Annotated in this window: 24 protein-coding genes and 1 pseudogene; 9 read left to right on the top strand and 16 right to left on the bottom strand. The window is 61.6% G+C overall.

The window, feature by feature from the left end:
• Positions 1 to 21: 21 nt before the first annotated feature.
• From bla to ACI5KX_RS07975, 3 genes are read left to right on the top strand one after another with little or no spacing between them, the layout of a single operon-like run.
• Entirely contained in the window at positions 22 to 837 is an 816-nt protein-coding gene (bla, locus tag ACI5KX_RS07985) for a subclass B3 metallo-beta-lactamase (protein WP_406810140.1), read from the top strand.
• Positions 834 to 1,748 carry a 50S ribosomal protein L11 methyltransferase gene (locus ACI5KX_RS07980; protein WP_406810139.1) on the top strand — a complete coding sequence of 305 codons (915 nt, stop codon included), beginning with the start codon at positions 834 to 836 and terminating at the stop codon, positions 1,746 to 1,748. The genes bla and ACI5KX_RS07980 overlap by 4 nt, the downstream gene beginning before the upstream one ends.
• On the top strand, positions 1,738 to 2,424 hold the full coding sequence (locus tag ACI5KX_RS07975) for a DUF2459 domain-containing protein (RefSeq protein WP_406810138.1): 687 nt from the start codon (positions 1,738 to 1,740) through the stop codon (positions 2,422 to 2,424). The genes ACI5KX_RS07980 and ACI5KX_RS07975 overlap by 11 nt, the downstream gene beginning before the upstream one ends.
• On the opposite strand, the gene ACI5KX_RS07970 is transcribed toward ACI5KX_RS07975, so the two are convergent.
• Together ACI5KX_RS07970 and ACI5KX_RS07965 are read right to left on the bottom strand one after the other, a co-directional pair.
• On the bottom strand, positions 2,421 to 3,647 hold the full coding sequence (locus tag ACI5KX_RS07970; protein WP_406810137.1) for an RNA polymerase sigma factor: 1,227 nt from the start codon (positions 3,645 to 3,647) through the stop codon (positions 2,421 to 2,423). The genes ACI5KX_RS07975 and ACI5KX_RS07970 overlap by 4 nt on opposite strands.
• The gene (locus tag ACI5KX_RS07965; RefSeq protein WP_406810136.1) at positions 3,644 to 4,000 is read right to left on the bottom strand and encodes a YciI family protein; all 357 of its coding nucleotides are present in this window, start codon (positions 3,998 to 4,000) and stop codon (positions 3,644 to 3,646) included. Before ACI5KX_RS07965 ends, ACI5KX_RS07970 begins: the two co-directional genes overlap by 4 nt.
• 156 nt (positions 4,001 to 4,156) lie before the next feature.
• Between ACI5KX_RS07965 and ACI5KX_RS07960 the strand changes: the two genes are divergently transcribed.
• Positions 4,157 to 4,828, top strand: a complete 672-nt coding sequence (locus tag ACI5KX_RS07960) for an SDR family oxidoreductase (protein WP_406810135.1) — start codon at positions 4,157 to 4,159, stop codon at positions 4,826 to 4,828.
• Here the strand turns inward: ACI5KX_RS07960 and ACI5KX_RS07955 are convergent.
• From ACI5KX_RS07955 to ligA, 3 genes are read right to left on the bottom strand one after another with little or no spacing between them, the layout of a single operon-like run.
• Positions 4,825 to 5,334 (bottom strand): CinA family protein, encoded by a 510-nt coding sequence (locus ACI5KX_RS07955; RefSeq protein ID WP_406810134.1) that lies wholly within the window; start codon positions 5,332 to 5,334, stop codon positions 4,825 to 4,827. The genes ACI5KX_RS07960 and ACI5KX_RS07955 overlap by 4 nt on opposite strands.
• Positions 5,335 to 6,492, bottom strand: coding sequence for a fumarylacetoacetate hydrolase family protein (locus ACI5KX_RS07950; protein WP_406810133.1), 1,158 nt, complete (start codon positions 6,490 to 6,492; stop codon positions 5,335 to 5,337). It lies immediately after the preceding gene.
• Between the two features lie 50 nt (positions 6,493 to 6,542).
• Complete coding sequence (ligA, locus tag ACI5KX_RS07945) at positions 6,543 to 8,633, bottom strand: NAD-dependent DNA ligase LigA (protein ID WP_406810132.1); 2,091 nt, start codon at positions 8,631 to 8,633, stop codon at positions 6,543 to 6,545.
• Positions 8,634 to 8,718: 85 nt separating this feature from the next.
• Between ligA and ACI5KX_RS07940 the strand changes: the two genes are divergently transcribed.
• Both ACI5KX_RS07940 and ACI5KX_RS07935 read left to right on the top strand, forming a co-directional pair.
• Positions 8,719 to 9,204 carry a DUF2165 family protein gene (locus ACI5KX_RS07940; RefSeq protein ID WP_406810131.1) on the top strand — a complete coding sequence of 162 codons (486 nt, stop codon included), beginning with the start codon at positions 8,719 to 8,721 and terminating at the stop codon, positions 9,202 to 9,204.
• Between the two features lie 121 nt (positions 9,205 to 9,325).
• Positions 9,326 to 10,273 carry a hypothetical protein gene (locus ACI5KX_RS07935; protein ID WP_406810130.1) on the top strand — a complete coding sequence of 316 codons (948 nt, stop codon included), beginning with the start codon at positions 9,326 to 9,328 and terminating at the stop codon, positions 10,271 to 10,273.
• 30 nt (positions 10,274 to 10,303) lie between these two features.
• Here the strand turns inward: ACI5KX_RS07935 and ACI5KX_RS07930 are convergent.
• Positions 10,304 to 10,747 (bottom strand): annotated as a pseudogene (locus ACI5KX_RS07930) (NAD-dependent DNA ligase LigA); the annotation flags it as partial.
• Between the two features lie 156 nt (positions 10,748 to 10,903).
• On the opposite strand from ACI5KX_RS07930, the gene ACI5KX_RS07925 reads away from it, so the two are divergent.
• On the top strand, positions 10,904 to 11,848 hold the full coding sequence (locus tag ACI5KX_RS07925) for an alpha/beta hydrolase (RefSeq protein ID WP_406810129.1): 945 nt from the start codon (positions 10,904 to 10,906) through the stop codon (positions 11,846 to 11,848).
• Here ACI5KX_RS07925 and recN read toward each other — a convergent pair.
• The 4 genes from recN to ACI5KX_RS07905 all read right to left on the bottom strand — a co-directional run bounded on the left by recN (position 11,845) and on the right by ACI5KX_RS07905 (position 17,573).
• Complete coding sequence (gene recN, locus ACI5KX_RS07920; protein WP_406810128.1) at positions 11,845 to 13,512, bottom strand: DNA repair protein RecN; 1,668 nt, start codon at positions 13,510 to 13,512, stop codon at positions 11,845 to 11,847. The two genes, ACI5KX_RS07925 and recN, sit on opposite strands and share 4 nt — an antisense overlap.
• A gap of 198 nt (positions 13,513 to 13,710) precedes the next feature.
• Positions 13,711 to 14,346: a hypothetical protein gene (locus tag ACI5KX_RS07915; protein ID WP_406810127.1), complete on the bottom strand. Its 636-nt coding sequence runs from the start codon at positions 14,344 to 14,346 to the stop codon at positions 13,711 to 13,713.
• A gap of 396 nt (positions 14,347 to 14,742) precedes the next feature.
• Positions 14,743 to 15,537: an outer membrane protein assembly factor BamD gene (locus tag ACI5KX_RS07910; RefSeq protein WP_406810126.1), complete on the bottom strand. Its 795-nt coding sequence runs from the start codon at positions 15,535 to 15,537 to the stop codon at positions 14,743 to 14,745.
• A 95-nt stretch (positions 15,538 to 15,632) separates the two neighbouring features.
• Complete coding sequence (locus ACI5KX_RS07905; RefSeq protein ID WP_406810125.1) at positions 15,633 to 17,573, bottom strand: lipoxygenase family protein; 1,941 nt, start codon at positions 17,571 to 17,573, stop codon at positions 15,633 to 15,635.
• 150 nt (positions 17,574 to 17,723) lie between these two features.
• Between ACI5KX_RS07905 and ACI5KX_RS07900 the strand changes: the two genes are divergently transcribed.
• A complete protein-coding gene (locus ACI5KX_RS07900) occupies positions 17,724 to 18,899 on the top strand; it encodes a GGDEF domain-containing protein (protein ID WP_406810124.1) in 1,176 nt (391 codons plus the stop codon).
• A gap of 6 nt (positions 18,900 to 18,905) precedes the next feature.
• Here ACI5KX_RS07900 and ACI5KX_RS07895 read toward each other — a convergent pair whose 3' ends face one another.
• The 4 genes from ACI5KX_RS07895 to ACI5KX_RS07880 form a co-directional block, all read right to left on the bottom strand.
• Positions 18,906 to 19,715: a hypothetical protein gene (locus ACI5KX_RS07895; protein WP_406810123.1), complete on the bottom strand. Its 810-nt coding sequence runs from the start codon at positions 19,713 to 19,715 to the stop codon at positions 18,906 to 18,908.
• A 106-nt stretch (positions 19,716 to 19,821) separates the two neighbouring features.
• Positions 19,822 to 20,532, bottom strand: coding sequence for an ankyrin repeat domain-containing protein (locus ACI5KX_RS07890; protein ID WP_406810122.1), 711 nt, complete (start codon positions 20,530 to 20,532; stop codon positions 19,822 to 19,824).
• Positions 20,533 to 20,638: 106 nt separating this feature from the next.
• Positions 20,639 to 21,805 (bottom strand): hypothetical protein, encoded by a 1,167-nt coding sequence (locus tag ACI5KX_RS07885; protein WP_406810121.1) that lies wholly within the window; start codon positions 21,803 to 21,805, stop codon positions 20,639 to 20,641.
• Entirely contained in the window at positions 21,805 to 22,167 is a 363-nt protein-coding gene (locus ACI5KX_RS07880) for a hypothetical protein (protein WP_406810120.1), read from the bottom strand. Before ACI5KX_RS07880 ends, ACI5KX_RS07885 begins: the two co-directional genes overlap by 1 nt.
• Positions 22,168 to 22,282: 115 nt before the next feature.
• On the opposite strand from ACI5KX_RS07880, the gene ACI5KX_RS07875 reads away from it, so the two are divergent.
• On the top strand, positions 22,283 to 23,143 hold the full coding sequence (locus tag ACI5KX_RS07875) for a hypothetical protein (protein WP_406810119.1): 861 nt from the start codon (positions 22,283 to 22,285) through the stop codon (positions 23,141 to 23,143).
• A 171-nt stretch (positions 23,144 to 23,314) separates the two neighbouring features.
• Here ACI5KX_RS07875 and ACI5KX_RS07870 read toward each other — a convergent pair whose 3' ends face one another.
• The gene (locus tag ACI5KX_RS07870) at positions 23,315 to 24,154 is read right to left on the bottom strand and encodes an HNH endonuclease (RefSeq protein WP_406810118.1); all 840 of its coding nucleotides are present in this window, start codon (positions 24,152 to 24,154) and stop codon (positions 23,315 to 23,317) included.
• Positions 24,155 to 24,819: 665 nt separating this feature from the next.
• Positions 24,820 to 25,863: a DUF262 domain-containing protein gene (locus tag ACI5KX_RS07865; protein WP_406810117.1), complete on the bottom strand. Its 1,044-nt coding sequence runs from the start codon at positions 25,861 to 25,863 to the stop codon at positions 24,820 to 24,822.
• Positions 25,864 to 25,867 lie beyond the last annotated feature (4 nt).

Here is a 25,867-nt window from a genome sequence, read left to right as displayed (position 1 = left end):
GCTAGCCCCGAGCCCGCTGAAATGGGACGTGGACCGATCTGGCTGCATGAACAGTGCGAAGACTGGGACGATTGGGACAAGCCCGCCAGCCCCTTCCCGATTTACGGGAATACCTATTACGTGGGCACCTGCGGGATTGCGGCGGTCTTGGTTACCGGAGAAGACGGTCATGTCCTCATCGATAGCGGCACCGAAGGCGGTGCGGAAATCGTGCTCACGAACATCCGCACTCTCGGTTTCGATCCCGGGGATGTCAAACTGCTGCTGAACAGCCACGAGCATTTCGACCACGTAGGGGGTATGGCGCGAATGCAAGCCGCGACCGGAGCCGAGGTCGTCTCGTCGGAGATCGGGGTCTATGTGATGACTTCGGGCAAGGATCACCCCGATGATCCGCAGGCCGGCATGCACGAGCCGATGGCGCGGATCACGCGCGGACAGCCGTTCGATCATGGCACTGCCCCCGCTCTCTTGGAGAGATTCGGCATGACACCGCTCGTCACGCCCGGCCACACTCCCGGTGCGATGAGCTGGTCGTGGGTATCGTGCCAAGGCGCCGATTGCCGAACCATCGTCTATGCCGACAGCATGAGCCCGGTCAGCAGCGACGCGTATCGCTTCTCCGATCATCCGGACTATGTCGCGGCATATCGCGGGGGGATTGCCCGCATCGCTGCGGCTGAATGCGACATCCTGCTTACGCCCCATCCGTCCGCGAGCAAAATGGTCGAACGCTCGGCAACCGGCTCGTTCGAGGGAGGAGTGAGCTGCGAAGACTATGCTGCAGCGGTTGGACGGCGGCTCGACAATCGGCTTGCCAAGGAAGCTGCCGAGTGAGCGCAGGCTGGAAGCTGAGCGCCTTCGCGCCCAAGCGTGTCGTTCAAGCCGCCCTTCTGGCCCACGACGAGATCGAGGAATGGGACTACGATCTCGTCATCTCGGGAAGCGAGATTGCCGAGGATCGCCCCAACGACTGGGTGCTCGAAGGCTGGTATCCGCGCAGGCCCCGCGCCGCACAAAAACAGGCCTTTGCCAGCCTGTTCGAAGGCAAGGTGCCCTCGATCACGATCGAGAAACTACCTGACGAAGATTGGCTGACGCTGAGCCAGCAAGGCACTCCGCCGATCCGTGCGGGCCGCTTCTACGTCCACACGCCCGACTATCCGCCCGCCGACAATGCGATCAACTTCGCGATCCCGGCGAGCCAGGCGTTCGGCACCGGGCAGCATGAAACCACCGCCGGATGTCTCGAAATGCTCGACGCGATGAAGGCGCGGGGTATCGTAGCCCGACGCATCGCCGATATCGGGACCGGAACCGGGCTGCTCGGTTTCGCCGCGCTTGCGCTTTGGCCTTATGCCGAAGCGACGGCCTCGGATATCGACCCAGTGTGCGCTGGGGTGGTCGCGGAAAACGCGGCACTCAACGGCGTGACGCCGGGCCCCGAGCGTGGCGCGATGACGATGGTGATCGCTGACGGCATGGACCACCCGCTGCTCAAACTGCGTGGCCCTTACGACCTGCTGATCGCCAATATTCTCTCCGGGCCACTGGTCGAGCTTGCGCCCGATTTCGGCCGCTCGGTTTCGCCGGGCGGCAGTCTGGTGCTGGCGGGCCTGCTTGCGGGCGAGCAGGAGCAAGCTGTGCGGCGCGCCTACCGCCGCGCGCGGTTTCGCCCGGTCGCGCGTCTCCAGCGCGGCGACTGGGCGATCCTGTGGTTCAGGCGTCGGCACAGCTATGGCCGATAGATCACGCCGTGCGCGGCGTATCGCCGGCGGGATCACGGCCCTTCTCTTCGCCCTGCCCGTCCTGTTCTTCCTGTCGGCATGGATCGGATCATCGATCCCGCGCAATCCCGACTGGACCGAGCCCGACGAAGGGGTCGAGATCCTGATCGGGACCAACGGTGTCCACACCGAAATCATCATGCCGATTGCCAACGACATCATTGATTGGCGCGGCCATTTTCCCCTCGGCGATATCGCTACTCCGGACAGGGACTACACCCATGTCTCGGTCAGTTGGGGCGAGAAGACCTTCTTCCTCGAAACGCCGACCTGGGGCGATGTCAGGGTTACCACGGTGCTCGACGCGATGACCGGCGGCGAAGGCGTGCTGCACGTCGCGTGGTATGTCCGCCCCGCCCCGGCGGACGATTTCCGCCCGCTCACGGTGACCCGCGAACAATACCGCCTGCTCGCCGGGCAAATCGCCTCGCAGCTCGCTCCCGAAGACACACGCAGGACCTATCCGGGCTATTCAGTGCACGACATTTTCTACGATGCGCGGGGAACCTATCACCTCGGCAACACCTGCAACCAGTGGAGCAGCGACAGGCTCGCCGAGGCGGGCATCAAGACCGGCTGGTGGACCCCGATGACGGGCGGGGTGATGAAGTGGGTCCCGCCGATCGGTCCCGACTAGGCGGTCGCAAGCTGAATCCGGCGGCGCTCGAGGAACAGCCGTTCGGCTCTCGGCGGATCGAGCGCGAGCGCGCAGTCGAGCGCTTTTGCCGCAGCATCCCTTTGCCCCGTTCGCGCGAGCAGGTTGGCGCGTGCGACATGCAAAGGCCGCGCGCTGCGCAAACGGTGTTCGGGCAAGCCGACGAGAGCCTCCAGGCCAGCCTCTGGACCTTCGACTTCCGCCAGCGCCAGAGCGCGGTTGAGCATGACCATGGGACCGGGTCTCATCCCCATCAGCGCGTTGTAGAGCATCAGGACCGCCTTCCAGTCGGTGCGCCCGTCGAAAGCGCGCCGTGCATGGGTCAACTGAATCGCCGCCATCACCTGATAAGGTCCGGTGCGCCCAATGGCCGCTGCGCTATCGAGCCAGCGGCGCGCGCGTTCGATCGCGTCGAAATTCCAGAGCCGCGTGTCCTGTTGCGACAGCGGGATCATCGCGCCGATATCATCGACCCGCGCCGCCTCGCGCGACCGCGCCAGCGTCACCAGCGCGGCCAGACCGAGCGCCTCGGGTTCCTCGGGCAACAGTTCTGCGACCATCGCCGAAAGCCGCTCGATTTCAGCCGAGAGCTCGGCGTCGAGCTCGCCGGCGGCATCCTGATACGCGACAGTGTAAGCCAGCTCGAGCGTCAGCAGCACCGCATCGAGCCGCTCATTCCAGAACCGCCGGGCGGGCAGTTCGAACGGCACACCGGCCTCGCGCACCTTCGCCTTGGCGCGGGTGATGCGCTGAAACATCGTCTGCTCGCTGGCTAGGAAAACTCGGGCGATGGACCCCACGGGCAGGCCGCAGATGACCTTGAGCGCCAGCGCGGCGCGGGCCTCCAGCGCGATCGCGGGATGACAGCAGATGAAGATCAACCGCAGCCGCTCGTCGGGGATCGGATCGGGGATCGAAAGGATATCGGCCATGTCGCCGTCTCCCGGGTTTGCCAGCGCGGCAGCTTCGCTCGCGCGCGCCTCCGCACCACGCCGGCGGATCGCATCCACCGCCTTGCGCTTGCCGACAGTGAGCAGCCACGCCGCCACGTTGCGAGGCGCTTCAGGGAGCGCGAGGCACGCCTCCAGCGCTTCGGCAAAAGCCTCTTCGGCAAGGTCGAGGTCGCGCAGATGCGCGGCCAGGGCAGCGATGACCCGTGGCCGCGCCTCCAGCGCCGCTCCCGCAAGGGCGGTTGTCCGGTTCAATGCTCCATCGGCCAGACCGGACGTACCTCGACCGCCCCTTTGCCCGGGACCGGGATCTGCTTGGCCCATTCGAGTGCCTCATCGAGACTGGCGACATCGATGATGTAGAAGCCGCCCAGTTCCTCGTGCGTCTCGGCGAACGGACCATCGTGGAGCGTATGGCTGCCGTGGTCCCATTTGATGGTTGTGGCGGTTTCGGCGGGCTTCAGGCGTTCCCCGCTGAATGCGACACCCCTCTCGGCCCATTTCTGGGCGAGCGCCATGTGACCGGCGAGCGTCTTTTCCATGATCGCGGCGCCGTTTTCGCCTTCGTAGACACTCTCGTCTTCAATGATCAGCAGCATGTATTGCATCTGTCGTCTCCTTGGCTGGCCGCGCCGACGGGGCGAGGCTCCGATACAAGGACGCATGAGGCAAGCCGGATTCGACAGCGTCGCAATGTTTTTTCGGAACGAGCGGCGAATCCACCCTTTGATTGAGGGAACACAGACAATTCAAAGGGAAATATCATGGCCAAGACCCTCGTCATCACGGGTGCATCTTCCGGCATCGGAGCGGCAACCGCCAAAGCGGCGGCGGAAGCGGGCTGGAACGTCGCGCTGCTGGCGCGATCGGCGGACAAGCTTGAAGCGCTCGCAGGCGAAATCGGCGACGCCGCGCTTGCGCATCCGTGCGACGTTACCAAGCGCGACGAAGTCACCGAAGCACTCAAGCGTACAGCCGCGCATTTCGGCGGGATCGACGCGGTTTTCGCCAATGCCGGCACGGGCGTGAGCAAGCCCGGCATCGGGAACGGCGATCCCGACGAATGGCGCGCGATGATCGACGTCAACATCATGGCCGTCCTTTACGCCGCACATGCAGCGATCCCGCATCTCAAGAAGACAAAGGGTCACTTCGTCGTCACCGGCTCGAAAGCGGGGCGCGACACCTTCAAGGGGTCGGTCTATTCGGCGACCAAGTGGTTCGTGCACGGTTTCGGCGAAAACCTCGCCGAGGAGATGCGCGAATTCGGCGGGCGGGCGACCGTGATCGCGCCGGGGATGGTCGACACCGCCTTCTTCGACGAGCCCAAGCCGACCAAGATCCAGGCCGAAGATGTCGCCAATGCGGTGATGTTCACGCTGTCGCAGCCCGAAACAGCGGCGGTGCGCGAGATCTACCTCATGCCCAACGATTAGGGCGCTTCGCCCAGCGTGCCCTCGAGCAGATCGAGCGCGTTGCGGGTGAAGGCCTCCATATTGGCGATCCGGTCATCGCTCGCGGTCTCGATGGTCGCGGTGCGTTCGATCCCGGGGCCGACCACCGCCCCGACGCTGCGCCCCGAGGCCACGCCCATCGGATGCCTGCTCGACCCTGCCGAACCGCTTTCGGCGATACCCCAGTCCGCGCGCAGATTGTCGCGGATCGCACGGGCCTGGAGCAGTGCATAGTCGTCACTTGCCGAGGTCATCCCTTCATAAGCCTCGCGCGGAAGGTCGAACAGCACGTCGCGCGCCCTGAAGGAGTAGACGATCCCGCCACCGACATAGAACTTGAGCGCCCCGGGCACGGTGAGCAACGCCGCCGCGATCAGCCCGCCTGTCGCGCCATCGGCCACGGCGACCTTTTCGCGGCGAGCCTTGAGAGCCTCGGCGATGCGGACAGCCTGCGGGTGAAGCTCTGCAAGTGTAAGCGGCGAAGCCATCTACCCGACCACCCGGACTTCAATCGTACCGAGCCGGTTCGAGCCGTGGATCACGGTATCGCCGGGCTGCAGGAAATGCTGCGTCTCCAGCTCGTTTTCGACGAACCTGCGTTTCACCGTATCCACCAACCCCGTTTCCGAAAGCGGCCCGCCCGCGAGCGCCCAGGCGAGCACACCCTCGATATAGTCCGCACGCGAGGGCGGAGTGAAGATTACGCCTTCGGATGTTCCCGACATAAGGGTCATATCCTCTCCGATCCGCCCGTCGGGTGCGAGACGGAAGAAGCTCCCTTCATAGAAGAACCGTTCGCGGTCCATGTCCGCCAGCGCACGTTCGGCAAGCTCGCGGAAGTCGAGCGTCATCTCGGCTCCGCGTGCATCCTGCCGGGCTTCGCCATTTACCGCGGTGGTCATGCGAACCGTTTCGGCGAAGGCTTTCCAGTCGCGAGGTACGACGATGAACGGACCCGAAGGAAAGGAATTGGGGCCGCTCTTGGCATCGGAAAAACCGTAACCGGAATCCAGATTGTCGGGGTCGGCCAGTTCGACCAGCGCGTTGCGATCGGTGAAGTCGCCGCACAGGAACAGCCCCTTCAACGCCGCATCGAAATCGGCCAGGCTGGCGATGTCGCGATCGAACCGCATGCAGAGTTCGACCTCGTAGTCGAGCAGGATCCCGGATCTCGCCTTCACACTCGTGCGTGCGGGTGTGGCTTTGCCGAATTTCGGGAACTGGAAGACCGCGCTGCTGTTCGCTTCTTCTGCGTGTTCGGGAAAATTGGTGCCCGTCCCGATGTGTCGGTCGCCGCCCGGAGCGGCCGGCAGCAGGTCGGCGATAGCCACGGACACCTGCGGCAACTTGTCGATCGATTCCTCATCGATCCGCTCGCGTTGGATGCCCGCAAGGTCGCGCAGCGGATTGCCGGTGCGGGAGGCTCCGAGACCCGCCAGATCGACCCCGCTAACGGTCTTCTCGTCAGAGCCGGTCACCAGAAGGGTCGCAACGCCGCCATCTGCCGTCGCATAGCTCGCCAGCGTCAACGCCTCGTCAAGCGATGCCAAGCCGGGGTCGAGTGGAGCATCCTCGAAACTCGCCGGATTGCCGCGCGGATCGGGCGATGTCGCCCAGGCGATCGCAACCGCGATGGCAAGGATCAAACCAATCCCAATCAGGCCCGTCGCCAATTTCCGCATGCATCCCCCAGTTGCTATCCGGCCTGCGCCACGATCTCCGCCCAGCCCGCTTCGTCGATCACCTCGATGCCGAGTTCCTGCGCTTTCTTCAGCTTCGAACCCGCGCCGGGCCCGGCAACGAGCAAATCGGTTTTGGCGCTGACCGATCCTGCGGCTTTGGCTCCCAGCCGTTCGGCCTGCGCCTTCGCCTCGTCGCGGCTCATGGTTTCGAGCTTGCCGGTGAACACCACCGTTTTGCCAGCGACAGGGCTGTCGAGCGTTTCGACCTCGTAGCGCGGCGGGTTCACGAGGCTGAGCAGGTCTTCCCACACCGCGACATTGTGCGGTTCGTGAAAGAAATCGCCGAGCGCCTCGACCACGGACGGTCCGATCCCGTCGATGCTGGTGAGTTCGCTTGCGGCGTCCTCATCCCCAGCGCGGGCGTTTTCGGCGATCTCACGCAGCTTGGGCAGCTCGTGAAAATTCTTCATCAGATCGCGGGCGGTGACTTCGCCGACGTGTCGGATGCCCAATCCGAACAGCAATCGTGCGGCGTCGGGCTCGCGGCGGCTTTCCACAGCGGCCAACAGGTTTTCCACAGACTTGTCCTGCCATCCTTCAAGAGCAAGAATATCGTCTTTCCTGTCCTTCAACCGGAAGATGTCCGCAGGGCTTTCGAGCCAGCCTTTCTCGAAGAATTGCGCGATGGTTTTCGAGCCGAAACCGTCGATGTCGAGCGCCTTGCGGCTGACGAAATGCTCAAGCCTCTGAGTGCGTTGCGCCGGACATATGAGACCGCCTGTGCAGCGCACATCGACCTCGCCCTCTTCCGACACCGCTTCGCTGCCGCATTCGGGGCAGGTATCGGGGAAGACGAAGGGCTCGCGTTCGACTTCGCGGGTGAGGTTTTCCACAACTTGGGGAATGACGTCCCCGGCGCGCTGGATCACCACCTTGTCGCCTGGGCGCACGCCGAGCCGCTCGATCTCGTCGCGATTGTGCAGAGTGACGTTGGTGACGGTCACCCCGCCCACCAACACCGGCGCGAGGCGACCTACCGGGGTGAGCTTTCCGGTGCGCCCGACCTGGATGTCGATCGACTCCAGCGTGGTCTCGGCCTTTTCGGCGGGAAACTTGTGCGCGAGCGCCCAGCGCGGCGCCTTGGCGACGAATCCCAACCGCTGCTGGTAATCGAGCCGGTCGACCTTGTAGACCACGCCGTCGATCTCGTAACCGAGGTCGGGCCGCTGGCGTCCGATCTCGTCGTATTGCGCGATAAGCGCGTCGGTGCCGTTGCAGACCGTGAGGAACGGCGAGACGGGAAAACCCCAGCCCTCGATCATCCGCATCATCGCGTGCTGGGTATCGCAGGGTGTTTCCGAGGTAGCTCCCCATCCATAGGCCCAGAACTTCAGCGGCCTTTTCGCGGTGACGCTCGCATCCTTCTGGCGCAAAGATCCTGCCGCGGCATTGCGAGGATTGGCGAAGATCTTGCCGCCCGCCTCTTCCTGCGCTGCATTGAGCGCGGCAAAATCGGCTTTCGACATGTAGACTTCGCCGCGCACCTCGAACACTTCGGGCACAGCGTTTTTTCCTTTGGCCGGCAGCTCCTGCGGAATGTCGGCAATGTGCGCGACATTGGGCGTTACATCCTCGCCCACCTGTCCGTCCCCGCGGGTCGCGGCGCGCACAAGCCTACCATTCTCGTAGCGCAGCGAGCAGGACAGCCCGTCGATCTTGTCCTCGGCGGTGATCGCAACCGGATCGCTTTCGTCCAGCGCGAGATAGCGGCGTACACGCGCAACCCATTCCTCGACCTCCTCGCGGTTGAAGGCGTTGTCGAGGCTCATCATGCGAACCTCGTGCGTGACCTTTGACAGCGGCGAGGCGGCGACCTGGTATCCGACCTTTTTCGAGGGAGAATCGTCGCGGATCAGGTGCGGAAACTGCGCCTCGATCTCGGCATTGCGGCGCACCAGCGCATCATAGGCCTGATCCGAAATCTCCGGATCGTCCTCGGCGTGATAGAGCCGATCGTGCTTTGCGATTTCGCGCGCGAGACGCATCAACTCGTTGGCGGCCTGCGCTTCGTCCATATCCACAGGAGCGGTTTGATCGATTCCCATGCCCGCCGCTATGCATGAAGCTGGGCGCGGGCAAAAGAGCCCAAAGAAGCATCGTCATCGGGTCGCGTTTCGATGGGGGAAACCGATGATCGACCGTCAGCTAAAGATACTCACTTGCGCGATAATAGGCGCGATGGCGCTGATGTATCTCGCACACAACCTTGCCAATATCGGCGAGGCGCAGGCATTCTTCACCTACGTGACGAGCCACCAGGGCCAGGAAGCCTATCCTGTAACCCTGTTACCGGTGCCTCCCGAACCATTGATCATTGTCGCAATGGTGCTGGTCTTCGGTCTCGAGTTCGCTGCGGGTGTGCTGTTGATGTACGGTGCGTGGATCATGTGGAGCAGCCGGGGCAAAGGCTCCGAGGAATTCCGGTTGGCCAAGCGCTGGGCGAAGATCGGCCTGGGCTGTGCTATCGCGAACTGGTGGGGCCTGTTTCAAGTGATCGCGGTCGCTGGGTACCAGCTGTGGCAGATGCCGAACGGCACCGGCCCGGACCACGGATCGTGGGTCTATGGTGCCATGTCGATGATGACGCTCATCTATCTCAGCATGACAGAGGAATAGCGCCCCGGAACGCAAGGCTCCGCCATCCGGACCCACCGTCAGATTGTCGCCTATAAACAATAATCTGCCGGCTAGGCCCGCTATCCAATGGGGTATCGAATGAAATCAGAGGGGGAATTCGATGTTTCGTTTCTTAATGCTGGCTCTGACCGCAATCGGGCTCGGTCTTGTCTCGGCACCGCCTGTGCAAGCGCAGCTCGGTGGCCTCATCAAACGGCTCGCACCCGAGGTAAAGCTGCCCAATCTTATCGAGGGCAAACCGCCGATCACCACGAGCATCACCGATGCTGTCTATGAGGACCCCTCACGCGATGGTTTCGACCCCGGTGAGCCGATGGACCTTGCCAGTCTCCCGCTCGACGACGAGGGACGCTTCGTCCTCGCCGAAGGCTACTATGCGATGACCGCGCAGACCTATTGCATCAAGGCCGGGACCTATGGGCCGAGCAGCGGTAGTGGCTATCTCTACGGTCCGCTCGAAGGGCCGCAGAAGGACGCGGTCGAAACGATCCTGCGCCGTTCGGTCGAGCTTAACGATATCCCGCAGCGCGATATCCAGGTCTTGCTGTGGGCGATCATAGCGCGCGCCAAGTTCGAGGATCTTTCGCGCGAGAAGCAGGTAACCGCTGCGCGGCTTCTTTCGCAGCGCCAGCTCGCCTCGCTCAACCGCAACGCGATCGACGTGCTGACCAACCGGCAGGTGATGGGCCTAATCGGCGGCGTGCCGGAACCTGTCGGCCAGGTGCTGCGCGCAGAAGCCGACATGCGCCGGATGCTGCGCGGTGGCAGCAGCTACCGCGATCTCGAGCGTGTGGCCGTTCTTTCCGGCATGGCTCCGATCGGCGAAGGCAGCCGCGAGGTTCCGCCGAACCGCTGGAGCCTGCATCCGGATGGCTACTGGGTCCGCTATGACGCGAGCACCTATCGCCGCACGCGGGTGGAGATCTATGTCGCCCCGGACAGCGACGGGGTCGGCGCGAAATACGATCCGGCTGTGTCGGTCGCCGTGCCGGGCAACACGAGCAGGCAGAGACTGGCGCAGTCGGCGCGTGTGGCGATGGAGCGCTAGACCCCCTCCAGCAGCCGGTCCGCCTGCGCCCTCGCCTCGCTGGTGATCTCCGCGCGTGGCTGCTCGCACGAGCGCCCGATTCTCGTAGCGCAATGAGCAGGACAGCCCGTCAATCTTGTCTTCGGCGGTGCAGGCATAGGGTTCGTCCTCGGCCAGCTAGAGGAAGCGCTTCAATCGCGCGGCCCATTAACCGACCTCCTCTGCGTTGAAGGCGTTTTCGAGGCTCATCATGCGAACTTCGTGCGTGACCTTGGACAGCGGCGACGCGGCGATCTGGTGACCGACCTTGCGCGAGGGGCTGTCGTCGCGGACTAGGTACGGGAAGGCCTCTTCCAACTCGCGATTACGACGCACCAGAGCATCGTATTCGGGATCGCTGATCTCGGGATCCTCTTCGGCATGATAGAGCTTGTCATGCCGCTCGATCTCGCGCACTAAGCGCGTGAGTTCATTGGCGGCTTCGGCTTCCGTCATACGGGAACGCTGTTCACCGAAGACTCATCGCTGCGGTCTTGCTGATAGCCAAACGCATTGCACAAATGGAAAGACACGAACAGGGGATCGAGCATGCGAACACGCCGACAGATCGGCATTGGCTGTCTTTCACTTGTCGGCCTGATTGTCATCGCAATGGCGATCATGTGGTTCATGATGCCCGGCCCGCCGCCAATCACGGTTGACGACCCGGGCGAAGGCGGCACCCGCATCACGCTAAACGATCGCCCCGCCAACTTCTTCCCCGGCAAGGGAGATGGACCGAGACCAGCGATCCTGATGCTGGGCGGATCGGAAGGAGGGTTGCGCGAATCGCAGAATGAAACCGCTCGTCGTTTCGCTGATTTGGGGTTTTCCGTGCTGTATGTCGGGTATTATCGCACCACCGAGGAAACCAAGAGCTTCCACATGGTGCCGCTTGAAACCTTCGATGCGGCGATGGAGTGGCTGCTGGGCCGCGATGACATCGATCCTTCGCGGATTGCCATGATGGGTACGAGCAAGGGCGGCGAAGGTGCATTGCTTTATGCATCGCGCAATCCGGCAATCTCGGCAGTCGTCGCGAATGTGCCCGCAAATGCCGTATGGCAAGGATTTGACTGGGAAGAGTTCGATCGGTCGAAATTTGAATCTTCGTGGAGCGTCGGTGGCGAGCCGGTGCCCTACCTGCCCTATGTAGAACTTGAATGGTACGAATGGTTCGGCCTTGATGGCGTGGGCGAGATGTATTCGCTCAGCCTTGACCAGCTACCAGATCATCCCGAAGCCGCGATAAGGGTGGAAGACATCGATGGGCCCATCCTGATGTTGTGCGGTGAGCAGGACTCGCTCTGGCCGTCGTGCCGTATGAGCCGCGCAGCACAAGAGCGCGCGAGGGCTGCTGGCAAGTCCGAGGTCGAGGTTATCGCCTACGAGGATGCCGGGCACATGATGTTTGGAAAGCCACTTGATCCGAGTGACGAGAACTACGAAAACCTGGCGCGGATGGGCGGTACGCCAGAAGGGAACAATGAAGCTCGAAAACAGAGCTTTCCGGCCATTGCTGCGTTCCTGCAAACAGCGCTCGCTGAAGGCGACTAGACCCCTTCCAATAACCGGTCCGCCTGAGCGCGAGCTTCGGACGTAATCTCCGCGCCCGAAAGCATGCGGGCGATTTCCTCCTGACGTCCGGCGGCGTCGAGCAGTGCGACGCTGGTCTTGGTGACCGTTCCGCTCGATGATTTCGCGATCAGGTAGTGCGTGCCGCCCCGCGCGGCGACCTGCGGAGAGTGCGTCACTGCAAGCAACTGGCCCTCGTCCGCCGCGAGCCGTGCGAGGCGTTCGCCTATGGCCGAGGCCACTGCCCCGCCGACGCCGCGGTCGATTTCGTCGAAGATGATGGTCGCCGCCCCGCCCTTCTCCGCCAGCGCCACTTTGAGCGCGAGGATGAAGCGCGACAGTTCGCCTCCGCTCGCGATCTTGGCGAGTGGGGCGAAATCCGCGCCGGGATTGGTGGCGATCAGGAATTCGACGCTGTCCATTCCCTGCGCGCCCCACTTTTCCTCGGGCAGCTTGCCGATCGAGGTCAGGAACCGCGCGGCGTCGAGTTTCAGCGGCGCGAGTTCCGCCGCGACCGCCTTGTCGAGCTTCTTCGCGGCGTTGATCCGCGCGTTCTGGACCTTTTCCGCGAAGGTAACATAGGCTTGACGCGCTTCCTTGGCGGCCGCTTCGAGCGCATCGAGTTGCGCCTCCCCGCCCTCGATCGCATCGAGTTTCGCGCGCATCGTCCGCATCTGCTGGGGCAGTTCGTCGACCTCGCAGCGGTGTTTGCGGGCAAGCGCGCGGAGTTCGAACAGACGCGTTTCGGCTGCGTCGAGCGCTGCGGGATCGTGGACCAGCGCCTCGGCGGCGGCCTCGAGCTTCTCCTCCGCTTCGCCCGCCTCGATCACGGCGCGGTCGAGCGCCGCCAGCGCTTCGGTGAGCAAGGGGTGTTCGGGGGCGATCCGGTCGAGCTTGCGCGCCGCCACCCGCAATGCTGCGAGCGGGGAATCCGAACCCTCCCATACGTGCCGCAGCTCCTCGAGTTCGCCCGAAAGCTTTTCGCCCTTCTGCATGTCCGAGCGTGCTGCAGCGAGCCTTGCCTCTTCGCCCGCCTGCGGTTCGAGAGCGGTCAGTTCGGCAAGGTGTGCAATCAGCAGGTCCTGGTCGGCCTTGGCCTGCTCGACTTCCTCGCGCGCCTCGGCAAGCTGCGCCTCGGATTTCGCCCAGCGCTGCCAGTTACGTTCGAGCCCCGCGATGTCGGTCCCGGCATAGCGATCGAGCAGCATCCGGTGCCCGCGCGGGTTCACGAGGCCGCGATCGTCATGCTGGCCGTGCAGCTCGACCAGCGCGGGTGCGAGGTCGCGTAGCAGGGCGACGCTGGCGGGCTGGTCGTTGACAAACGCCTTGGACCCGCCATCGGCCTTCATCTGCCGCCGGATGATGAGCGGTTCGCCGGGTTCGATATCGAGATCGGCATCGTCGAGAGCCTCGGCGATCGACTTGGGAAGAGCGGCGAATTCGAAGCTGGCGGTAACGCTTGCTTTGTCTGCGCCTGCGCGCACCAGCGCTGTCTCCGCGCGGTCTCCGAGCACCAACCCCAGCGCATCGAGCAGGATCGACTTGCCCGCCCCTGTCTCCCCGGTGAGCACACCGAGCCCGCGCCCGAAATCGAGATCGAGCGCTTCGATAAGGACGATGTTGCGGATGGACAGGCGGGTCAGCATGGCCCCGCATGGTTAGCCCAAGTGATCAGGCGCGTCACGCAACGTTGTTTGGTTGCAAACAGCTATCGCTTGGACAGGTTTGTCCGCTTTCCGGTCTTTGTCTGCGTAAGATGAACGGCCTAAATTGGGGTGGGAAGCGGACGTTGCTAAATTGGATTCTCACGGGTCATACAATCTCAACTGCGAAATATACCACAGTCAACTTAATGTTTCTTCTTGAGGCCGCGCGCTCCCAATTTTCCGGCGACGCTCGCTTACTATTACATACCCTGCACCGAGTGCGACTATGAGAACGGTGCCGACAAAGAAATCATAGGTGCTTTCTAGTTCCAGCAGCGCCCTATGCCTATCTACCAAAAAATTGAATCCTATCATCAGAATCCAAATTTCAAGAATATCCTTCTTACTACTAAGCCTCAAGTAGGCAACGCCCGCAACGATAGAAAGAACGATATAATTAATTGTATCAGACAGGGCCCAAAGAAATTCGGTATTACCATTCCCCATCGCTGAAGCCATTCCTAGTAAAGATTGAACTCCGACGGCCCAAGTAATTGCTGCAACAGAATAATAGGCGGCCGGAAGAAATCTAACTTTAAAGAGCTTTATGGCAGTAATAACGAGGGACAGTCTGGCAGTCTCATTTAAAATCGAGTACACCAGTGGCCCATCTAACGGCGGATTGGAAAATATAATTAAAGAAAAATAGCTTATAGAAATTGAGAGAATAAATAGTATTAAATTGCTGCGTAATCCAATAACTTCTCCAATAAACTTGGAATGGATGAAGTTGATGATAATTACAGCTAATATCGAGATAAGCGCGAATGCCATTTTGAATCCTTGTCTGCGCGACATGCACCGATTTATGTAACTAAGCTGTTGAGCTGTGAGATTCCCACCCCCTCCGGCCACGGTGCCCCAAGGTCCGAGCGCCCTCCTACCCAGTTTTTTTACCTCATTTCGACGTTCGCCGGCAGTCCCCCAAATCCGGCGCTGTCCGCAACACTACACCAATCGGTCTTTCAAAAGCTTCTTGAACGCAAGCCGCAGAAGGGTTTACTCGATCTGCGCCGCACCTTTCTGCGAGGGCCCGGATACGCGAAATTTCCTGAAGGCAGAGCACAAGGAGTCGACCCATAATGTCCGCTATCGGGTCGTAAGCGGACATTCCGCTCCCAAGCGCCACAACTTACGCTGAACAAGGCGCCCCGCGAGCGCCTTGGGAAATCAGCTTGGCGTCACGCCCGCCGCGTGGTCCTGGACCAGCTCGTAGGCTTTTTCGTACCACTCGGTGCCCGGGTAGTTCGCGCCGAGAACAGCAGCGTATTTTACCGCTTCTTCCGGAAGGCCCAGCGCGAGATTGCTCTCCGTCAGACGGTAAAGCGCCTCGGGCGTATGGCTGGTCGTGTCGAAGTTATCGATCACATTGCGGAACCGGAATGCGCTGGCGAGCCACTGGCCCGAGCGCTGGTAAAACCGGCCGATCTCCATTTCCTTGCCCGCGAGGTGGTCCTCGACGAGATCGAGCTTGAGCCGGGCATCGGCGGCATACTCGGTCTGCGGGAAACGGCGATTGACCTCCTGCAAGGCGGTGCGCGCCTGTTCGGTGATCTTCTGGTCGCGGTTCACGTCGCTGATCTGCTCGTAATAGGAGAGGGCGATCAGGTAATAGGCGTAGGGCGCGTCCTTGTTGCCCGGATGGATCGAGAGGAAGCGCTGAGCGTTCTGGATCGACTTGTTGTAATCGCGTGCGATGTAATAGCTGAACGCGCTCATCAGCTGCGCGCGGCGGGCCCATGGCGAATAAGGATGCTGGCGCTCCACTTCGTCGAACAACGCTGCGGCGAGCAGCGTGTTGCCGCGATCGAGCCGCCGCTGCGCTTCGGCATAAAGCGATTCGACGTCGCGTGCGACGTAGGCGACGTCCTCTTCGGCCGAGCCTCCGGCACAAGCGGTGGTGGTGAGGACGGTCGCGCCGATCAGGGCGGCGCGCAGCAGCGGAACGCGGAACGTGGTCAACATGGGGCACGATATAGCCGCGCCCTACGTGAACGCCAAGTGAAGTTACAGGCCTTTCCTCCGTCCCGTTGCGAGTGAGCGACGTGAGGCCCTCGGCTTCAGATATTCGTGCTGCTCGGAATCAGGCTTGGCAGCAGGACAGTATAGGGTCGCCGGCGGTTGGCATTGCGCTCCGTGATGGTCGCCTCGACATTCTGCAGCGCCGCGTTGAAGCGGTCGAGCGGGCCGCCTTCGCCGATGATCTGAGGGTCCCGGAACCACTGCGGGTAAGGAAACTGCGGCGAGAGATAGGTGCCAAGCGGCCGATAGTAGATCGAGCCCAGAAGGAAGAGCACCTTGAGCTGCTCGATCGCCAGTTCGCGCGGCGGCATCATCGCCAGCCACTGCGTCTTGTCCTGACCTTCGAACGTGTCGGGCGCGGTCTGCCACATCGCGCCGGTTACTGCGGGCGCGAATTCCATGATCGCCTTTTGCGGGAAGTTGACCGCGGCATGCTGCGCGCTGCCGGTGAATACGATCATGGTGCAGGTCGCGACGAGCTCGGCGATTGTCGTCGGAGCGGAGAAGCCCTTGAGATTGCCGTTGGCGGCGATATCGGCGCTCCAAGCGGCCAGTTCCGTGTCGCCGGCGACATCGGCGTCGGATGCGTAGTAGACCCGAATGTAGTCACCCACCCATTCCTCGATCGCATTCCAGACCAGCAGGCCATCGTCGCGATAGGGATAGTCGGTGAGCGCGGAATCCGGCCCCACCCCGCGCGCGGCGATATCGGCGGGCAGCATGCCCTTGGTGAAATCGAAGGAAAGCCGCGCACCAGCAGCGGTCTGCTGGCTCGATTCGATCGTCCCTGCAAAGATATGATCGATCGGTCCGCCCTTGGTGATCAGGCTCGTCGCCGCAGCCTCGTTGATGAACATCGTGCCTTCATAGTGACGCACCAGCAGCGCCCAGAGCGGGTGCTCCTCGGCAAGCTGGCGGTGCGTGGCGATCGCAACCGCCTCGATAACCAGGTGCGTGCGGGCGAGGTGGGCGAACAGCTCGTGATAGTTGCCGTCCGCCGCCTGCACACAGAACTTCGCCATCTGCCAGGCCCACTGCCGGTCCCCGGCGAGCGAAGGCGTGATGACAGGGCTTGCCGGATTGGATGGATCGCAATTGATCGCGACGGGGACGAGCGAACCGGTTCCCGGAGGGACCGCGAACAGCGCAACCGGGCAGGTGAGGTATTTGGCGTTGTCTTCCCACGTCCCGGGATCGATCGTGGCGAGGTCCTTGTAATCGCACTGGAACAGGCGTCCCTCGGCCACCGCATTCGCAAGAGTGTCGCCCGGAACCACCGACGCATACTGCTGCGGCGTGATCGCGCAACCCCGCGGAACCGCCGAAACCGCCTCGATCAGCACGCTGTTGGGTCCGGCAACGCGCAGGTTCGCGAACTCGAGATCATCCTCGAAGGTGAAGGCGATCGCCGGCAGGTCGATCGTCTTGAAGATGTCGCGGTAGGTATCGAGCGAGCGCGGGTCGTCCGATCCGGTCGCGGTCTTGATCGCTCCGTCGCGCTCTATGATCGTTTGCAGCTTGTCGGCGTGATTCTTGAGATCCGAAACCGCCGTTTCGACCAGGACGAGATCGATCCCCTCCTTGACGATCGTGCCGAGGCCCTTCTTGCCCCAGATATCGTCCCAGATCTTCGCTTCGATTGCGGCCACGTCTTTTTCGACCGCCGCAATCAAAGCCTTGTCGGCATCGAGCGCAAGGGGATCGAGACCGGCGAGATCCTGCGCGATCAATTGTTCTTCCAGCGCAATCTGGTTGCTGGCGAGTTGCAGAACCACCCGCACCAACTTCAGCCACCATTCGAGCGTGGGATCCTCCTGCGCGGGCAGCTTGGCCACTGCCGGGACACCGGGCAGCGATGGCACCTTGATGGTCCATTCGTAGGACTTCTGCGTCTGCGCAAGCTGTGCCTCGCGCAGCGCCCTTTCGCTCGCAGGATCGTTTTGCGGAAGAGTGGGATTTACGGGAGCCTGCTGCGTCATTGGGATTCCTCTCGAGATCAATTCGAGAGGACAACTTTCATAGTATAGTAAATTTCCCGTTATCTAGACCGAATACTTTGTCACCATAAATGTTATTTGGTTTCTCGACTGGTAACCGGTTATTAGCCGGTCGCGGCTATCGCGACAGTTATGGGCGGTTTCAAGAAGTTAGTCGCACGCTACGCCGTGCCGGACATTGCTCCCGATATTCGGGACGAATTCGTGATTCACGCCGCGTCCGACGTCCAGAAGAACGCACGCTGGCTGTTCTTCTTCCTGTTCCTGACCACGCCGCTGGCCGCTTTTGCAGGAAGCGATGCCGTGCCGTGGATCGTGCGCTGGGGGATGCCGGTGGTCATGGGTGTCTACTGCCTGCTCGGCTTTGCCATGCTCAGCCGCCCCCTCGATTTCACCAACAGCCCCAAGCTTGCCCGGCATTTCGTGGTCGATTCGTCGATCTCTAGCTGCTTCGGAGCCTTGATCTGCAGCACGTGGTGCGTGTTGAGCTGGCTCTACGCTCCGGTCGACGATCGGCTGCAATTTCCGATTATTCTAGTCATGGGCGCTCTCGCGACCGCCTATTGTCTCGCCAATGTTCGTATCGGCGCGGTTGCCAACCTGGTGATCGACCTTGCCCCGATTTCCCTTCTTTTGCTGACGAGCGGAGAGATGTTGAACTTCGCGGCCGGGTCGAGCCTGCTGCTTGCGGGGCTATTCCAGTGGCGGATGATCAATGCGCATCACCGCCATGTCATCAGCCTACTCAAGCTCCAGAAGGAAAATCGCCAGCTTGCGCTGACCGATCCGCTGACAGGGCTGCTCAACCGGCGGGCCTTGCAGGATTTTGCCGACGCGCTTGCGATGGATCGCGCGCGCGCGCGAATTCTGCTGATCGATATCGACCGGTTCAAGGCGATCAATGATCGGCATGGACACGACACCGGCGACGAGGTGCTGGTCGAGATCGCGCGGATCATCCAATCGTTTGACGGTAACAGCATCAGCGCAGCCCGGTTGGGAGGCGAGGAATTCGCTCTGCTCGGCAGCGACGATGCGCTGCCCAGCTCGATTGCGCTCAAGGTGCTCGCAGCCATCCGGGAGGCGCCGATGCCGCATGGCGAACCGGTTACGGTGAGCATCGGTATCGCCGAAGGGATCATGCACTCCCCCGAAGATTGGCAGAGGCTTTATTCCAAGGCCGACGCCGCGCTGTACGAAGCGAAAAATTCGGGCCGCAACCGCTTTTTCGATGCCAGCGCTGTGAACGTCGGCAGCGTCGACGAGAATGGCCGCGCCGAACCCGCTCCGAAGATCGCAGCGGCGTGATCCGGCCTAGAAATTGACTCGCCCCATCTGCGCATCCTTGTCGAGCGTTGAACCATAGCGGAAGCGGAGCTTCGCTTCGCCTTCCCCAGTGCAGCCATACATCTGGCCCGCTCCCCGATCCCATTGATCGATGACGAACCTGCTCTGCGTGTTGACGCATAGCTCGGGGTCCTCGTTGTCCTCGATCCCGCCCCAGGTCTGGCGGTTTTCGCCGACGGTGTAGGCGCGGTACATCGTCATCAGCGGCACTCCGCGATCGCCGCCGATCACACGTTGCAGGCGTTCGGAGTAATTGATCGTGATGCATTCGTCGTGGGGGATGCTCCAGAAGCCCTCGCTGATCGCAGTATTCCCGCCAGCAGAGCCGATCATCATCCACACCGGATCCAGCTGGGTCATGTTGCAGAACTTCACACGGTATTCGGGCTTGGGCGGCCTCGGAGCGCGGTAACGGCTGTAGCCAAAGCCTCCGCCGCTGCCGATTCTGACATTGACCGTATCGCCCGGCAGATTGTCGCGGCTGTAGAGATATTTCGGGAGCAGTTTCCCGAGCCGGAAGACCTTGACCTTGAACCGCTCCTCTGCGCGATTCTCGCCGCGCACATAGATCGCGGTCCGGCCATCGGGAACGTCGAAGCATTCCTCGGATACGAGGTTGATCTTCTTGTTCTTGTAGAAGCAGATGCGCCGCTCTTCGCCTGAATCGTTGTCGATCTCGATAACCCCGGTGCGGTGTTGCTGCGCCGCTGCTGGCGTGGCTGCAAGACAGAGAGCGGCCACTGCCGCCATGCTCAGCGTCTTGGACAAATATGGCATCGCTAAATCCCCGCATTTCGAGTTCGTCTGATGCGAACTCTTATGCGGCCTGCCAATCCTCGCAGGTATGGGGCGGATCACCCATCGATCGGGTGATCGGGCGAAGTCAGTCGGTGCGCGCTCCGCTCGGCGGCCATTGGCCGGCGGCCTGTGCGGCCAGCGTTTCCTTGGGCCCGGGCGGAGGCCAGGAGTATCCGCGTTCCTTCAGCATCTGGATCAGGCGGTTCTTGGCCTGCCCCTCCTCGCTCTCGTCGGGCAGCCGCGAACGGTTCGCCCAGAACCCCAAGGTCATGCCGGAATCCGGAACCGCGAACGGCGATGCTCCGCTCTGCACGAGCGCGGCCGCCATCGAAAAATGCCCTGCCTGCGCGGCCGCAATCGCGGGCGTATCGCCTTCGCTGTTGGCCACGTCGATCGCGGCCCCGTTGTCCAGCAGCAGGCGAACGACATCACGACGGTTGCTGAGAGCGGCGCGCCAGATCGCCGCCTCCGAGCCGACCCGCCCATTGACGTCGGCCCCCGCCTTGACCAGCATTTCGACCACCTCGAACGAAGCGACCGAGGTCGCAACGCCAAGCGGCGCCTTGCCCTGCGGCGCATTCGGGTTGGCCCCTGCCTGGAGCAACGCCCTCACCGCGTCGGCATTGTCGGCGAGGATAGCGGTCAGCAGCAGGGTATCTTCTTCGGGTCCGATATAGTCGAGCTTCCCCTCGCTCGCGGCGGCGCGAAGCTGGGAATCGAAATCCTTGTCGACGATCGCCTGCGCCGCTGCGCGAACGACCGGATCGGGAAATGCCTCTGCGGGAATCGTCGTCATGCCGTTACTCGAATTTGAAGAGCAGGAAATCGCCAAGATAGCGGCGAAGCAGAGCGCCAATATCCCTCGCCTGCCGGTGTTTGTGCGTAAGAACCATGCCATCTTGTCACTGACATCCCAATGCCTTGCGTTGCGCATCGATACCCTCGATGACAAGGCCCATTCCATGGGATTCGAGGATGCCGTCGAAACTGAGGTCGGGCGGCTGGCGCCCGGGCGGAAATGGCAGGGGCCGACGGTCGCCATAGGCTTTTGGCAAGACTGGAGTTCCCGTCGCCTCGTTGCCTCCGACCCACGCGCCTAGTCCAGACGCGAGTGCAGGACCGACGACGGGGATATACGAAACTCCGGCGGTGATCCCTGCGAGCAGTGGCCGGCGGTTATCCTGCATCGCCGACAAGGGATCGGTGGGGGTGAAATAGGCGTTGGTCGGCGCGGGCGGATCGGGATAGGCGCCGCCCACAGTGTTGGCATTGAGCCCGGCCGCATTGAAAGTGCTCGCCGGTCTTCCCGTATGTGCAGAAGCGGCCGAGGCCATGCCACCGCCGAGCGAATGGCCGGTGAACGAAACAGGATTGCCGTTGGCTTCGCCATGAGCGTCGGTCACCGCGGCAAGACGTTTGGCCCGGTCGTAGGAATCGCTCTGGCCACCCGATCCCTGGATCAGGTTCTGTTTCCAGTCAGACCCGGTCTGGGTCCCGCGATAGCCGATGACGTATTCGGCGTTGTCGCCCTCGCCCTTCTTGTAGACCCGAGCCCTGAAATCCGAACCGTCGGGTTCGAGCATTTCATTGGGGTTCGATATCCCCAGCCTGTCGCGCAGCTCGTCCGCGTCCTCGGTCGGATCGAGGCGCGTGTATCCGGTCTGAGCGAGCAGCGGGTCTTTTTTGCCCTCGTCGCCTTCCTTGTAGGTGTTTTCCGACATGATCGCCTTGTTGCGCGCATCGGCGAGCTCGGCGCATTGGGCCACGGCATGGGGACACGCCTCGGTCGGGCTGCCCGCTTCGCACGGGCTGAGCTGGCTTCGCCCGGTCTGGTAGGCGGCTTGCGCCTCGCGCGCCCTGATCGCCCCGAGCTTGGCCTGGTCGACACCGTATTCGACCGCACCGGCGACTGCCTTCGCACCCGCGACGACCGCATCCTTGGCAGCAGCGGCTCCCTGCTTTAGCTTTTCGTAAGCGAACTTGGCAGACCGCGACACGGCGCTTGCCGCTTTCTTGGCGGCGTTGGTGGCTCCGTCCCACGCTTTCCCTAGTGCGCTGCCCCAGCCCATTACTGCTCCAGCGTTTCCAGCAGCTTGATCGTGAACGCCTCGAGCAGGTCGGCTTTCTTGAACTCGGTCTCGTGGCCGGTGAGGATTTCCTTCGCCGCGGGATGCTCGTCGACGAAGTTGAGGCCGAGCAATCCTGCGGTGATGGCATAGGCGCCGATCGTCTGCTCGGCGCGCAGGCCATAGGATCGCGCCTCTTCGACCAGCAGGCGGATCTGCGCGGTGAAATCGGGCTCTGGCTCGCTCGCAAGATCGGGCACGGCCTCGCGCACGACCCGCGCGAGCTTCTGGATGAAGCGCTTTTCTTCCTGGCTCTCCATCGCCCTGAACAGGTTCGGGCTGATTGTCTGCACCGGCACCCCCATGAAATGCGAAGCGAGCGTAGCATAGCGTTGCGCAATGCCGAAACCGATAAATCGGTCCCGCAAGGGCCTGCGCGGCAATTTTCCTACTCGGGAGTTTTGTGATCTATCCTCCCGGATGACGAGACGATCAGACCCCCGCACCGCGCGCCTCCCCGTACCGCGCAGCGAGCTCCCCGACTTCACCCCCGTGCCCCGCCAATACGAGCGCCACGACGGCTGGACGCCCGAGCGCCAGTGCGCCTTTATCGAGGCGCTGGCCGACACCGGCTCGGTCGCCGCCGCGTGCAAAGTCGTCGATATGAGCACGGTCGGTGCCTATTACCTGCGCCGCCAGAAGGGCGCGGAGAGCTTCCGCGCGGCGTGGCAGGCCGCTCTCGATCTCGGCGTGCAGCGGCTCGAGGACGTAGCCATGGAGCGGGCGCTCAACGGGGTGGAGGAGCCGCTCTACGTCTATGGCAACCTCGTGGGCACGCGCCGGAAGGTGAATGACCGGCTGCTTATGTTCATGCTCAGAAACCGCTCGCCCGAGCGCTTCGGCGCGAGCGTGAACGGCGGCTCGCTCAAGGGCCTCAACGCGGTCGGCAAGATGGAGAAGCGGCGGCTCAAGAAGAAGTGGCGCGCGCAATGGGAAAAGGAGTGGGACAAGGAACAGGCGGCGCAACGGCGCAACGTCTCCGCCGCCGATATCCGCGCGAGCATCGACCGCAAGGTCGAGCGCATCCGCGCGCAGGTCGAGGCCGAGAAGGCGCGCGAGTGGGCGAAACTGTCCGAGGAAACGCGCGCGGCGTGGAACCGCTATGTCGAGCTACGCGACCGCGACTTCGACGCGCTCAAGCTGGACACGGAGCAACGCCAGCAGCTGCTGAAGGGGCCGGACGTGAACATCTCGTACTCGCAACCCGACCCGCCAAGAAAGCCGCCCGCGCCGAAGGAGCCGAAGACTTGGCATTCGCCGAAGGATGACGGGTGGGAGTGAGCGAAGGCGCTTAGCGCAGGCGATTGCGCAGCAAACGACAAGCTAGAAGCCGGTGCGCGAGGCGCATCGCGAACGCCGGCCAGCGGGTCTGCGCAGCAGAACCCGACTGACGACGCCACGCGGCGCATGGAGCGATTGCGCCAGCAATCGCGGAACGGCGCGTGGCGGGCGCTACGCTTCGAAGCCGTGAAATTCACGGTGCCACGACAAAAACTTGGGATGCGGTTTGTAGGATTCGATCTCCGGAGCTTTGAGCTTGCCCGTCGGATTGATAATCGCCTCGACGCCATCGCGGTCATTGACCTTACGATGCACGATGATCTCCAGATCATCTTTGAATCCGATCAACCCACGGTCGAACATCCAATGCGCCGTGCCTGAGAGCGCAAGGCCATTTCGCACGCTATCAGGGCCACCATGCTCGACCGGCCGGATATGCGCGGCCTGCGCTTCCAAGCGACCACCGCCATTGACCAGCTTCCAGCCTGTCACCGCGCATCGGCCATCATAGGCGTGCATGACAGCGCGACGGAAAGCACGGTCACGGAACGGCTTGGAGACGAGTGACTGGACGATGGGCCGCTCGATTTCGAACGGGGTCTGAGGCTCGCGGACGCGGTTGTCCTCGGTCACCTCGTCATCGCTGCGGGGCAGAAAGTCTTCATCCGGCAGGCCGAGCGATATGATCCGTGCGAAGTCGGAAGGCGAAAGCGGACGGACAGCGGCTTGGGCACGGCCGGAAACCTTGCCTTCCTCATTGAGAATACCGCGCTCAACCTGCTCACCATTCACGATATGCGGTACCGTCGGCTCGAAGGGCAGATAGCTGCCCTGCTCTATGATCGCACGGTAGCGGTCAGGCTCCGCCGGATCAGGTATGATTTCCTCGACCTTCGCCACCGCGAAGAAGCCCTTGGAGTCCGGAATCTTGACCGGCTCGCGATAGACAATCCAGTCGCCGACCATCTGTTGCGCACGGCTGAGATAGCTTTTCGGAAACTGGTAATGCACTTCGGGAATGTCGTCGTAGATCGACCCATCCTTGTGCATGAATACACCGAAGGTCACTGCCTATTGCCAATCATGACGAAGTACATAGATGATTCATAATGCCACCTAACTCGGCGACATGATGGTCGAAGTAGGTCAGTGAACTAGTCATTGAACTTCTAAGGTAAAAACCAGGAGCAGTCCTACTACCCGACAACGTCACGTGGTCGCGAACCCTTTTCAAATAAGTCTTCTTACTGTCTGGGCTATTGTGCGCAATGTGATTTCTGATTGCATGCGACTTCGCAATGGATCCCTTTTGTCCTCCCGAGAGCGTAGTAAAGGGGCGCCCATCCTTTAGGTAAACCTTGGCAATCTTCTCCATTTGCTCGACAGGGAGCAGTTGGAAGTATCTCTGCGTGCCCAACAGCAGCCGCTCAGCATCCGCCCTGTTCAAAGGAACATACTTGCTTCTTAGTCGCCCGTCTGACCCGGTCGCCATGAGCAGATTCGTCTTTAGTAATTCAGTCAGCTCGTTCTCGAACGCTACGAAGGCATTCAAGAACGCCAATTCGAATATCGACTCCAATTCGGTTTTTGGAATTTGACCGGCGTCGTGAAACGCAACTTGGCGTGAAAGAAGTCTTCGAGTCCGCCGTACCTTATTGCGAAAGGCGGTTAGGTGATCATTGGGCAGCATTGTCGAAAAGGAAGTTGGCGACCGTCTGCTGATTGCTCAAGCGATTGAAACGGCTAGCTAGTGCAACCAAAACGCTCTCTGGCAGGTTTTCGCGTGCCCTAATGCGATCCCCCAGATCGAGAATTCGTCTCGCCCGCGCCTTACTTAGCGCCAAATTATCATTCTTGAGCCGCCTAACGAGGTTGAAGAGCTGAATGAACATGCCAGTGTTGCTATAAACGCTCGGAGCCAAGGCATCTCCAAAAGCTTCTTCAATAGAATCCATGACCTCGCCAAATTCTTTCACCACCCGACCACTTTGATCGAAATCTTCATCGAGTTCATCGTAGTACTTATCGATATTCTTTTGGGTCCTCTCGAACAATCCGCTCAAAATTTGAATGAACAAAATGCTCGTTAGCTCGACCTCGTTCATTCTGGCGATTTGCTGCTCACTGAAGACTTTCCATTTCCTCCAGCGCTCGAGATTGGCGTGGGCCACCCGGTAGGATATCGTTTTGAATTCACCGAAGTATTCAGCATTACGTAGCTCTTGGGCGTTGAGCTTAGAGCCCGTCGAATTCATCCGCGCAAAGATGCTAAGGACCTCAGCATCGCTTGTGTCACTCGGAAGTACGTGAACACTAAATTGGTAAGAGATAATCCTCTCTTTAGCGTCCTTCGAAAGTCTTTCGAAGTGCTTACCCTGAATATCCTTATTGTGTTTCTTTCTTACGGTGAAATCGTCCGCATCTTTGAAGTCTGGGAGGCTATCAGGTGCGATGAAGGACAAGAGAGTCCGCAACCGCTGTTGGCCATCGATAACTTCGCGAACTGTGCTCAGGGTCTCAATGTCAGTCCTCTCCCGCAAGAAGATAATTGGGACTGGTAGGCCTCTGTAGACTGTATCGATGAAATATGATTTCTGCGGCTTCGTCCAAACGGCTCGGCGTTGAAAACTCGGGCTCAATTCAAGCCCGTCAGCCCTCTGCCAGCTAAGAAAATCTCCAACCGAGAAGGTCGTCCTTTTGATATCCCATTCACGTATCATAGCG

The sequence above is a fragment of the Erythrobacter sp. GH1-10 genome, assembly GCF_045363165.1.
Taxonomy (GTDB): Bacteria; Pseudomonadota; Alphaproteobacteria; order Sphingomonadales; family Sphingomonadaceae; genus Erythrobacter.
Note: the sequence above shows the minus strand (reverse complement) of the source record. Positions and strands in the feature narration are given on the sequence as shown.

What these genes read in the sequence shown, in the direction of transcription:
- bla (WP_406810140.1), top strand. Translation starts at nt 22, where the DNA reads ATGGGACGTGGACCGATCTGGCTGCATGAACAGTGCGAAGACTGGGAC.
- ACI5KX_RS07975 (WP_406810138.1), top strand. Translation starts at nt 1,738, where the DNA reads ATGGCCGATAGATCACGCCGTGCGCGGCGTATCGCCGGCGGGATCACG.
- ACI5KX_RS07965 (WP_406810136.1), bottom strand. Translation starts at nt 4,000, where the DNA reads ATGCAATACATGCTGCTGATCATTGAAGACGAGAGTGTCTACGAAGGC.
- ACI5KX_RS07960 (WP_406810135.1), top strand. Translation starts at nt 4,157, where the DNA reads ATGGCCAAGACCCTCGTCATCACGGGTGCATCTTCCGGCATCGGAGCG.
- ACI5KX_RS07955 (WP_406810134.1), bottom strand. Translation starts at nt 5,334, where the DNA reads ATGGCTTCGCCGCTTACACTTGCAGAGCTTCACCCGCAGGCTGTCCGC.
- ligA (WP_406810132.1), bottom strand. Translation starts at nt 8,633, where the DNA reads ATGGGAATCGATCAAACCGCTCCTGTGGATATGGACGAAGCGCAGGCC.
- ACI5KX_RS07940 (WP_406810131.1), top strand. Translation starts at nt 8,719, where the DNA reads ATGATCGACCGTCAGCTAAAGATACTCACTTGCGCGATAATAGGCGCG.
- ACI5KX_RS07935 (WP_406810130.1), top strand. Translation starts at nt 9,326, where the DNA reads ATGTTTCGTTTCTTAATGCTGGCTCTGACCGCAATCGGGCTCGGTCTT.
- ACI5KX_RS07925 (WP_406810129.1), top strand. Translation starts at nt 10,904, where the DNA reads ATGGCGATCATGTGGTTCATGATGCCCGGCCCGCCGCCAATCACGGTT.
- recN (WP_406810128.1), bottom strand. Translation starts at nt 13,512, where the DNA reads ATGCTGACCCGCCTGTCCATCCGCAACATCGTCCTTATCGAAGCGCTC.
- ACI5KX_RS07915 (WP_406810127.1), bottom strand. Translation starts at nt 14,346, where the DNA reads ATGGCATTCGCGCTTATCTCGATATTAGCTGTAATTATCATCAACTTC.
- ACI5KX_RS07910 (WP_406810126.1), bottom strand. Translation starts at nt 15,537, where the DNA reads ATGTTGACCACGTTCCGCGTTCCGCTGCTGCGCGCCGCCCTGATCGGC.
- ACI5KX_RS07905 (WP_406810125.1), bottom strand. Translation starts at nt 17,573, where the DNA reads ATGACGCAGCAGGCTCCCGTAAATCCCACTCTTCCGCAAAACGATCCT.
- ACI5KX_RS07900 (WP_406810124.1), top strand. Translation starts at nt 17,724, where the DNA reads ATGGGCGGTTTCAAGAAGTTAGTCGCACGCTACGCCGTGCCGGACATT.
- ACI5KX_RS07895 (WP_406810123.1), bottom strand. Translation starts at nt 19,715, where the DNA reads ATGCCATATTTGTCCAAGACGCTGAGCATGGCGGCAGTGGCCGCTCTC.
- ACI5KX_RS07890 (WP_406810122.1), bottom strand. Translation starts at nt 20,532, where the DNA reads ATGACGACGATTCCCGCAGAGGCATTTCCCGATCCGGTCGTTCGCGCA.
- ACI5KX_RS07885 (WP_406810121.1), bottom strand. Translation starts at nt 21,805, where the DNA reads ATGGGCTGGGGCAGCGCACTAGGGAAAGCGTGGGACGGAGCCACCAAC.
- ACI5KX_RS07880 (WP_406810120.1), bottom strand. Translation starts at nt 22,167, where the DNA reads ATGGGGGTGCCGGTGCAGACAATCAGCCCGAACCTGTTCAGGGCGATG.
- ACI5KX_RS07875 (WP_406810119.1), top strand. Translation starts at nt 22,283, where the DNA reads ATGACGAGACGATCAGACCCCCGCACCGCGCGCCTCCCCGTACCGCGC.
- ACI5KX_RS07865 (WP_406810117.1), bottom strand. Translation starts at nt 25,863, where the DNA reads ATGATACGTGAATGGGATATCAAAAGGACGACCTTCTCGGTTGGAGAT.